This is a genomic window from Pseudomonas emilianonis (assembly GCF_023072625.1).
Lineage (GTDB): Bacteria > Pseudomonadota > Gammaproteobacteria > Pseudomonadales > Pseudomonadaceae > Aquipseudomonas > Aquipseudomonas paraveronii.
Window position 1 is genome coordinate 1 of record NZ_JAKNRV010000217.1, and the last position, 8,926, is coordinate 8,926.

The following is an 8,926-nucleotide window of genomic DNA, read 5'->3' on the forward strand; positions in this document are numbered from 1 at the left end:
GGCGGGTGCCGATCTCGACTACGTGTGGCAGATCCAGCCCGACGGCCAGGTCACGCGCCTGGGCATTGCCCCGTGGAACCGCGAGACAGCTGCCGCGCCTGCACCGGGCAGCACATTGCTGGTGCCGCTGCGCAGCGACGACCTGGAACCGCCCACTCCTGAACTGAACCAACAACTGGCCGAGTTTCTTGCCACCCAACCCCTGGCTGAGGTCACGCCTTGAAATTATGTATTGCAGCCGTGCTGCTGGTGCCCTGTGGCGTCGCGCATGGCGATCCGCGTTACACCCAGAGTGATTTTGGCGGGGTCGGGCTGTTGCAAACCCCGACCGCACGCATGGCCCCGGCCGGCGAACTCAGCGTCAATGCCAACCGCACCGAGCCTTACAGTCGCTACAGTTTTTCGGCGCAGCCGCTGGACTGGCTCGAAGGCACCTTTCGCTACACCGCCATCACCAACCGCCCTTATGGCGCCGAATCGTTCAGTGGCAGCCAGAGCTACAAGGACAAAGCCATCGACGCCAAAGTGCGCCTCTACGAGGAAAGCCACTGGTTGCCCCAGGTCGCAGTGGGGATGTTCGACCTGGGGGGCACCGGGCTGTTTTCCAGCGAGTACCTGGTGGCCAACAAGCGGTATGGCGAATTCGATTTCAGTGCGGGTATCGCCTGGGGCTACCTGGGCAGCCGTGGCGATTTCGGCAACCCGTTGGGCGCGCTGAGTGATCGGTTCAACGAGCGGCCTACCGCCGAAGGTTCCGGCAACTTTTCCAACGGTTACTTCCGCGGCCGGCCTGCGCTGTTTGGCGGCGTCGCCTATCAGACCCCCTGGGCACCGTTGAGCCTCAAGTTGGAATACGAGGGCAACGACTACCAAAGCGAGCCCCGAAACAACAACCAGCGCCAGGACTCGCCGGTCAACCTCGGGCTGGTCTACAAGGTGGCCGATGCCGTCGACGTGAGTGCCGCCTGGGAGCGCGGCAACACGGCGATGTTCGGCATCACCCTGCACACCAATTTCGTCAGCCGCAAGGCGCCGGTCAAAACCTACGACCCGCCGGCCCCCAAGCTGCCCGCCCAGGCGCCGACCGTCGCCATGGATCAGGTGGATTGGGCCGCGGTGTCCAGGCGTTTGCACGACAATGCCGGCTATAACGTCGAGCGGATTGCCCAGCGCGGCCCTGAGCTATTGGTGTATGGCGAGCAGCAACGCTATTTCTCCAGCGCCAAGGCCGTGGGTCGCGCCAGCCGTATCCTGGACGACAGCGTCAATGACCAGATCAGTTGGTTCACCCTGGTCAGCGAGCGGTACGCCATGCCGATCGAAGAAACCAGCGTGCCCCGCGAGACGTTCCGCGAGGTGATCAACCAGCGCGAGGCATTGCAGAACCTGCATCGCCAGACCGAAGTCAATCGCCCTAGCGCTCAGGCTCAAACGCTGCTCTACACCCAACCCCCCAAGCCCTTGAGCTACGGCGTCGGCCTGGGATACAAGCAGAACGTCGGCGGGCCGGATGGCCTGCTGTATCAGATTTCCGCCGACCTCGACGCCGAATACCGCTTCACCCGCAACACCTGGTGGAGCGGCCTGCTCAGCGTCAACCTGCTGAACAATTACGATGGCTTCACCTACGACGCCCCCAGCGGCTTGCCGCGCGTGCGCACCGATCTGCGCAAGTACATGACCAGCTCCGATGTGACCTTGCCGACGTTCCAGCTCAACCATGCGGTGCGACTGGATCAGGATCTGTACGGCATGGTCTATGGCGGTTTACTGGAGTCGATGTATGCCGGTGTCGGCAGTGAAGTGCTGTACCGGCCGATGGGCCAGCGCTGGGCGCTGGGCGCTGATCTGAACTACGTGCGCCAGCGCGGATTCGAGCAGGACTTCAGCCTGCGCGACTACCGCACGGTCACGGGGCATATCACTGGCTACACCGACTTGCCGTTCAACACACAGGGGGCGCTGAGTGTCGGTCGCTACCTGGCCCGCGATTGGGGCGTCACCCTGGACCTGTCGCGGGAGTTCAACAATGGCGTGCGGATTGGCGCGTGGGTCACCCGCACCACAGCGTCAAAAGAAGCCTACGGCGAAGGCAGCTTCGACAAAGGCCTTTACCTGTCGATTCCGTTCGATGAGTTGATGAGCCTGTCGACGATGCGCCGCGCCAACCTGGTGTGGGCGCCGCTGACCCGCGACGGTGGTGCGCGGCTCAATCGCGCGTATTCGCTGCATACGATGACCGACGGCCGCGACAGTGACCTGTTCTATCGGAACTTCGAGAAAGTCACTGAATAGGCGGGGAAGGGGGGCGTGAAGCCCCCCTTTTTTTGTCTTAGTAAATGTCTTTGGACAGCAGGGTGAACGGCGTTTTCAGCAGGATCTTGATATCCAGCCACAGTGACCAGGTGTTGATGTAGCGCAGGTCGATGTCGACGCGTTTTTGCATCTTCTCCAGGGTCTCGGTCTCGCCCCGGCACCCATTGATCTGCGCCAGGCCTGTGATGCCGGGCTTGATACGGTGGCGCGCCATGTACGCGTGAATCTTGCCCGAGTAGTAGTCGTTGTGCGCAACCGCATGGGGCCTTGGACCGACCAGGGCCATGTGTCCTTGCAGCACGTTGAACAACTGCGGCAGTTCATCGATGGACGTGCGGCGTATGAACCGCCCCACGGGGGTGATGCGCGAATCGTGGCGGCTGGCCTGGCGTACCTCCTGGTCGTCATGCACACGCATCGAGCGGAATTTCCACACCTTGATCACCTGACCGTTCCAGCCGTGGCGGTCCTGCTTGAAAATCACCGGGCCGGGGGAGGTCAGTTTGATCAGCACGGCGAGCAGCAACAGCAACGGGCTCAGCAGGATGATCGCGAGCAAGGCCAGGCTTTTGTCCAGCAGCGACTTGCTCAGTGCGGCGGTCGGGCGGCTGGTCAGCGGGCTTTCATTGAGGAAAATCGCCGGCAGGCCATCCACCTCGGCCACGCAGTGATTGAGCAGCAGCATGTTATTGAGGTCGGGGACCCAAATGACGTCCACGCTGATCTCCAGCAGGTTGATGTACAGCGCCTCAATGTGGGTGGCTTCCTGCAGCGAATGGGTGATGTACAGCCTGCGGATACCGTGCTGCCTGATCAACTGCGGCAGGTCCTGCAGCTCGCCGAGTATCTGCGATTGCACGCCTGGGGAGGCGGACGCCGTGGCGCCGACGAGGCCGACCAGCGGCGAGCGTTTTTGCCGGGAAAGTGTTTTCGCAAGGTCGGCGGCAAGTTTGCCGGTGCCAATTATTAACGACTTATGCCGCTCGTGAAGTTGCCCGTGATAATAGCGGGAAAGACTATGGATGGGGATGTAACAGAGCGCCAGCACGGCATAACTGGTTGTCGCCCACAGCAGCAGTATTTCGATGGGGAACAAGGCATCGGCATTGCAGGCGATGCCCACCGCAAGCAGTATCAGCAGGGTAAGTAACCAACCCATAAAAAGTCGGCCTAATCCCACGCCGTAATCATCTTTCTTGCTATAAACGTCACACAGCATATAGGCCGGAATCGAGGCTAATATGCTAAAAGCGGCCAAAACCCGGTAGTGATACTCCAGTTGGCCGGTCTTTAAAATAACCAATGCAAATAACAGCGCGACGACCAAACTTGAGGCCAGTGTCCACTGCCCCCAAAAGGTCAGACCTTTGGGGGTTAGGTTACGATGCATTCTCCGGTTATTTAGCATACTACTGCTCCCAGTGGTGACCACTCGCGGTGGTAGGCTTAAGCGAGACGTGGCGTTAAAGCGGCCAAATGACAGGCACACGTAAGCGCGCACAGATTGATATTAATCAACGGCAGGGGGCAGTAGCTGACGACTTATAACAGGCGCATAGCGGTAGTTAAGTGGTTGTTGGGTGAGACGGATTGTTATAAAAAGGCAGATATACGAGCGTGATCAACGCCAAGATTGACGATTTTGGAATTATTGTTTTTTCAACGGTGTTGCTGGGAAAGCTCCATGGGATTTTTTATTCTCTGGGTCAAACAATAACCACGATTTCTCACCGAGCGGAACAAACGCTCGCCATCGTTGATGCGCTTGAATTTCTCCTGAAGTCGGCTGAGGCACATTTCCAGGCCGCGGTACAACTCAGGTTCGCGACCAATATTGCGAATAAGTTCTTCTTTACTCACCACGCGTTCTTCATGGTGTAACATTTTTTTGATAAGTGCTGATTCAATGGTGGTCAGGGAAATGCGTAGGCCGCCCTTGCTCAACATTCGATCATGTTGCGTAAATATCCAGAAGTCGGGGGCCTGTACCGGAGGTTTTTCGGTGTGTGTCGCCAGTGTTTTTTGATGCCGGTCGGCGTCGCAAAGTTGAACATTGAGTTCAAGTTTGTTGTAAGGTTGTAATGTTCTGTAAATAACAGATTTCGCTGCGGTATTGGGACTGTCGAGTTTTTTGAACGCGGGGTAATGAGCCTGCTGTGGATTGAAATAATGGTTGGCAAGCGATGGTGTGTGGGTTGTCTGATCCTCTGTTGCCTGCGTTAGTGGCACCCAGGCGAAGTCACCATAGAGTAACTCCGCGTTCGACGCAAAGTCGGGCAGCGGGATAAAAGCGGAGGGCGCGGTGGGTAGGTGTTTCTTGAGTGAGCTCATAGTGGTTACCATGGTCAGGTGGGTAGGAGTTATAAACTTTCAGGCGGCGAGTAGTAACTGCCCTGAAAGTGATTGAAAGGCAAGCGCTTAGCGAGTGTCGCACTGTCGGAAAACTCAACCTTGTCCGCAATGAACGAAATTCGGGTGGCGCTTATCAGCTCTAGCATGTGGTCATAGAGGCGGTCGAACAGGTCTGAGCGAGTATTCAAACTCAACCTCAGGGCAGCATCCGGAAATGGCATTTTTATATAGTCATAGAGCTTTAGTTCGATCAGCAGGTCAGCCTGCTTTGTATCCAGAGTGTAGTTATTGTAGGCGATCTTGATACCACTTCGGTCTTTCAGGGCATAAAGCTGGCGCACCATCGCGCGGCGTTCTGTGGGGCCGGGGAGTGCGTCCAAGGGGTTCTCCACACTGATAACGAGTTGTTGTTTATAGCTTTCCAAGACATTCGCGACATGGATAAGTTCATTTAGCGTGTCTTCGGACATAAGCGCCGATTGGTCGATGCGCAGAAATTTATGAGTCGCAGGCTGTGCCGAAGCAAGGGGGCGGTGACTGAGGTCGGCAGGCGTGCGCGGGGCGATGCGCAATAACGCGTCACGGTAGGCGCATTTAAGTTGCTCGCGATATATGGGGTGCAAATGCTCTGGAAGGTTGAGCAGATTACATGCGCTAGTTACGCGAATCTCATTGCCCCAAAGTGTGCAGTTTCGTTCAACTATCGCTTGCCTGAAGAGCTTGGGGTGCGCTATTTCGGCAGGCGATATTTTCTCGTTATTCACGATCTAGCTCTCTTGGGCAGGGTGTAAATGATGGGCGGAAATGATTCCGCGGCTCAATTTATAGCCATAGCCACGGATGTTCTGAATGATGTTTTCGCCATAACATGCCTTGATTTTACTGCGCAGGCGGCTGATGGATTTCTCCAGGGCGCGAGAGTCGTAGAATTTGGTATTGAGTCCCATAACGCTGGCGATCTCATCATGACTGAGCAGCCGGCTATGGATCAGTGCCTCAAGGACTTTCATTTCGACGAAGGAAATCTCGAGTTTCTGGCCGTTGCCGTAAAGGCACATCCGATCCTGATCCAGGATGAGTTTGCAGTAGTTCAAACGATACGTTTCATTGAGAAACGCCTCGACTAAACTCAACTTTTCCTCAGGCGAGGTGTCTGTCACTTTTAGACAGTAGTCCGCACCGGCCAAATAATATTTGGTTTTGCTTTGAGTTGAGGCGAACGTGATGAAAACAACTATTAGACAGGCCGGATTTTTAGTCCTGGTCTTTTTTATGATGTCCAGGGTTTGACTGCTGGCAGAAGGGGTGTCGATTTCTATGACAATGGCGCGATAATCGGCGTGATCTTCCTGATGACCGACTAGTTGACCGTAGCTGCGTGTATCGACTTTTAAATCATTCGGTACAGTGCGAACTATAAGTGCTCTGAAGTCCTCGGTTTTAGACGTAGTCCGTGCAATAGCGAGGACGTTGGAAAAATGCATCACCTACTCCCTTTTCTGGCATGCAAGGCCGACAGTTCAATCGCTGCTAGCGTTAGATACTAATCGAATTGATTCCGCCAAAACGTGACAAATTTTAACATTCGTCACTTTGTTCTAAAGGCTGCAGCGGGGTGATGGGGGCGTGTTGCGGGGCTGCATTTGCGCGGGTGTACACATATGCTAGTGCAGATTGTTAGTATGCGGTAAGTGTCTTAGGTCAATTGGTTTTTAGGCCTATGGTGATTTAATTTTTTCTATAAATGAGGCCGGGTGGCGGGGCGACGAATAGCCTGAAAATGCCAGCGCGGTGCCGTCGATTCCGCGCTGGCATGAGTGATCCTGCCGGCTCCAATGACTGCTTAAGCTAATTCTAAAAAGGTATTTATTACCGCTTTTTAAGATCGTTTAGCTTGGTCGCTCCCCCAAGACACTCATGGAGTGAGCCGCCGATGCTGCAATCAATCAACGCCTTGCCGCTGCTGGACTTGTCGCTGCTCGATGGCAGCCCGGCGCAGCGCGGCGCATTTCTCGATGAGCTGCGTTTTGCCGCGCGGCACATCGGCTTCTTCTACCTCACCGGTCACGGTATCGATCCGGCGTTGCTGGCTCAGGTGCAACAGCAGGCGCGGGCTTTTTTCGCCTTGCCCGAGGCAGAAAAACTGGCCGTCGGCATGCTCAACTCCGCGCACTTTCGCGGCTATAACCGCGCAGCGTCGGAAATCACCCGCGGCCAGCCGGACCTGCGTGAGCAGTTCGACGTCGGTGCCGAGCGCGAACCCTTGGCCATCGATCAGCACCCTGCGGCCTGGGCACGCCTGCAAGGCCCCAATCAATGGCCAGCGGCTTTGCCCGAGCTCAAGCCCTTGGTGTTGGCCTGGCAGCACGCGATGACCCAGATGTCGTTGCGCCTGCTACGTGCTTTCGCCCAGGCCTTGTCCCTGCCCGCGAACGCGTTCGACGCGCTGTACGGCGACACGCCCAACGAACATATCAAGCTGATCCGCTATCCCGGCCGCCATGCCGGGCAAAGTCGCCAGGGTGTCGGCGCGCACAAGGACTCCGGCTTCCTGAGTTTCCTGCTGCAAGACCAGCAGGCCGGTTTGCAGGTAGAAGTGGAGGAGGGCCGCTGGATCGATGCCGCGCCGCGCGCCGATACGCTGGTGGTGAATATCGGCGAATTGCTGGAGCTGGCCAGTAACGGCTACCTGCGTGCCACGGTCCACCGCGTAGTGTCGCCGCCGGTGGGCAGCGAACGCTTGTCCCTGGCGTTTTTCCTTGGTGCGCAACTGGATGCGGTGGTGCCGGTGTACCAACTCGCGCCCGAATTGCTGCGCGATGCCTACGGCCCCACCAGCGATCCGCGCAACCCGTTGCTGCGCGACGTCGGCTGGAACTACCTCAAGGGCCGCCTGCGCTCCCACCCGGATGTCGCCCAGCGCTTCTACGCCGACGCCACACTGCCCCACGCGCTGTCCGCCTGATCAGGAGATCACTCTGTTGAAGACATCCGCACTTACCCTGACGGCCTTGCTGGCCGCTTTCAATGTGTCGGCCGCCGATGCCTTGCGCGTCGCCGCCGACCCGATTCCTCACGCGCAAATCCTCGAATACGTGCAGACGCTCGACCCGAGCCTGAAGCTGAACATCATCGAGATCCCCAGCGGCGTGAACTCCAATGAGTTGTTGGCCCATGGCGATGTCGACGCCAATTACTTCCAGCACCTGCCGTATCTCAAGTCCCAGGAACAGGCGCTCGGCCAGAAGTTCGCCGTGGCGGCCACCGTGCATATCGAACCGTTGGGGATCTATTCGCACCGCCACACCCGCTTCGACCAGGTGCCCGACAACGGCACCGTCGCCGTGCCGAATAACGTCACCAACCTCAGCCGCGCCCTGTACCTGTTGCAAGCCAATGGCCTGATCACCCTCAAGCCGGGGTTCAACGATGCGTCCAAGGACCAGGCCACGCCCAAGGACATTGCCGAGAACCCCAAGCACCTGAAGATCCTGGAAATCGAATCGCCGCAAATTCCCCGCGCGCTGGAGGATGTCGACCTGGCGGTGATCAATGGCAACTTCGCCCTGGAAGCCGGGCTGGAGCCGGCCAAGGATGCGTTGGGGCTGGAAAAGGCCCAGGGCAACCCTTACGCGAATATCCTGGTGACCACGCCCAAACTGGCGCAGGACCCGCGCATCCAGCAACTGGCCAAGGACCTGCGCTCACCGGCGGTGGCCAAGTTCATCAGCGAGAACTATGCCGGTTCGGTGATCCCGGTGGCGCTCGAATGATCGTCGTCGAGGGCGTCAGCAAAACCTACGCCGAGGGCCAGCCGGCGGCGCTGGATAACGTGTCGCTGCAGATCGCCGACGGCTCGATCTTCGGCATCGTCGGCCGCAGCGGCGCGGGTAAAAGCACCTTGCTGCGCTGCCTTAACCTGTTGGAGCGGCCGACGTCCGGGCGCATCCTCATGGATGGTCAGGACCTGACCCGCTTAACCGACAAGGCGTTGCGCCAGCAACGCCAGCGCATCGGCATGATCTTCCAAGGGTTCAACCTGCTGCACTCGCGCAATGTGGCGGATAACGTCGCGGTGCCGTTGGAGATTGCCGGGCTGCCCAAGGCCGAGCGTGCCGTGCGGGTGGAGGAGTTGCTGGCGTTGGTTGGCTTGAGCGACAAGGCGGCGGCGTTTCCTTCGCAACTTTCCGGTGGGCAAAAGCAGCGCGTCGGCATCGCCCGCGCACTGGCCGCGCGCCCGGCGTATCTGCTGTCGGAT

Annotated in this window: 9 protein-coding genes; 5 read left to right on the forward strand and 4 right to left on the reverse strand. The window is 58.0% G+C overall.

Features of this window, described 5'->3' with window-relative positions; all coding sequences use genetic code 11:
* Both L9Z73_RS19690 and L9Z73_RS19695 read left to right on the forward strand, forming a co-directional pair.
* Nucleotides 1-223: capsule biosynthesis GfcC family protein (locus tag L9Z73_RS19690; protein ID WP_247404360.1), on the forward strand; the 223-nt coding region annotated here is incomplete at its 5' end.
* Nucleotides 220-2,295, forward strand: coding sequence for a YjbH domain-containing protein (locus L9Z73_RS19695; protein WP_247404363.1), 2,076 nt, complete (start codon nt 220-222; stop codon nt 2,293-2,295). The genes L9Z73_RS19690 and L9Z73_RS19695, both read left to right, overlap by 4 nt.
* Before the next feature lie 37 nt (nt 2,296-2,332).
* Here L9Z73_RS19695 and L9Z73_RS19700 read toward each other — a convergent pair whose 3' ends face one another.
* From L9Z73_RS19700 to L9Z73_RS19715, 4 genes are all read right to left on the reverse strand, one after another.
* Complete coding sequence (locus L9Z73_RS19700; protein ID WP_247404366.1) at nt 2,333-3,724, reverse strand: undecaprenyl-phosphate glucose phosphotransferase; 1,392 nt, start codon at nt 3,722-3,724, stop codon at nt 2,333-2,335.
* A 251-nt stretch (nt 3,725-3,975) separates the two neighbouring features.
* Complete coding sequence (locus L9Z73_RS19705) at nt 3,976-4,647, reverse strand: winged helix-turn-helix domain-containing protein (RefSeq protein WP_247404369.1); 672 nt, start codon at nt 4,645-4,647, stop codon at nt 3,976-3,978.
* 29 nt (nt 4,648-4,676) lie between these two features.
* A complete protein-coding gene (locus L9Z73_RS19710) occupies nt 4,677-5,432 on the reverse strand; it encodes an EAL domain-containing protein (protein ID WP_247404371.1) in 756 nt (251 codons plus the stop codon).
* A gap of 3 nt (nt 5,433-5,435) precedes the next feature.
* Entirely contained in the window at nt 5,436-6,152 is a 717-nt protein-coding gene (locus tag L9Z73_RS19715) for a winged helix-turn-helix domain-containing protein (RefSeq protein ID WP_247404373.1), read from the reverse strand.
* A 449-nt stretch (nt 6,153-6,601) separates the two neighbouring features.
* On the opposite strand from L9Z73_RS19715, the gene L9Z73_RS19720 reads away from it, so the two are divergent.
* The 3 genes from L9Z73_RS19720 to L9Z73_RS19730 all read left to right on the forward strand — a co-directional run.
* Entirely contained in the window at nt 6,602-7,633 is a 1,032-nt protein-coding gene (locus L9Z73_RS19720) for an isopenicillin N synthase family dioxygenase (RefSeq protein ID WP_247404375.1), read from the forward strand.
* Nucleotides 7,634-7,646: 13 nt separating this feature from the next.
* Nucleotides 7,647-8,441: a MetQ/NlpA family ABC transporter substrate-binding protein gene (locus tag L9Z73_RS19725; RefSeq protein ID WP_247404380.1), complete on the forward strand. Its 795-nt coding sequence runs from the start codon at nt 7,647-7,649 to the stop codon at nt 8,439-8,441.
* The coding region (locus L9Z73_RS19730) for a methionine ABC transporter ATP-binding protein (protein WP_247404377.1) at nt 8,438-8,926 on the forward strand (489 nt) is incomplete at its 3' end. The genes L9Z73_RS19725 and L9Z73_RS19730, both read left to right, overlap by 4 nt.

Bases quoted from the DNA above. Each gene is read 5' to 3' on its own strand.
- L9Z73_RS19700 (WP_247404366.1), bottom strand. From the start codon at position 3,724: ATGCTAAATAACCGGAGAATGCATCGTAACCTAACCCCCAAAGGTCTG.
- L9Z73_RS19705 (WP_247404369.1), bottom strand. From the start codon at position 4,647: ATGAGCTCACTCAAGAAACACCTACCCACCGCGCCCTCCGCTTTTATC.
- L9Z73_RS19715 (WP_247404373.1), bottom strand. From the start codon at position 6,152: ATGCATTTTTCCAACGTCCTCGCTATTGCACGGACTACGTCTAAAACC.
- L9Z73_RS19720 (WP_247404375.1), top strand. From the start codon at position 6,602: ATGCTGCAATCAATCAACGCCTTGCCGCTGCTGGACTTGTCGCTGCTC.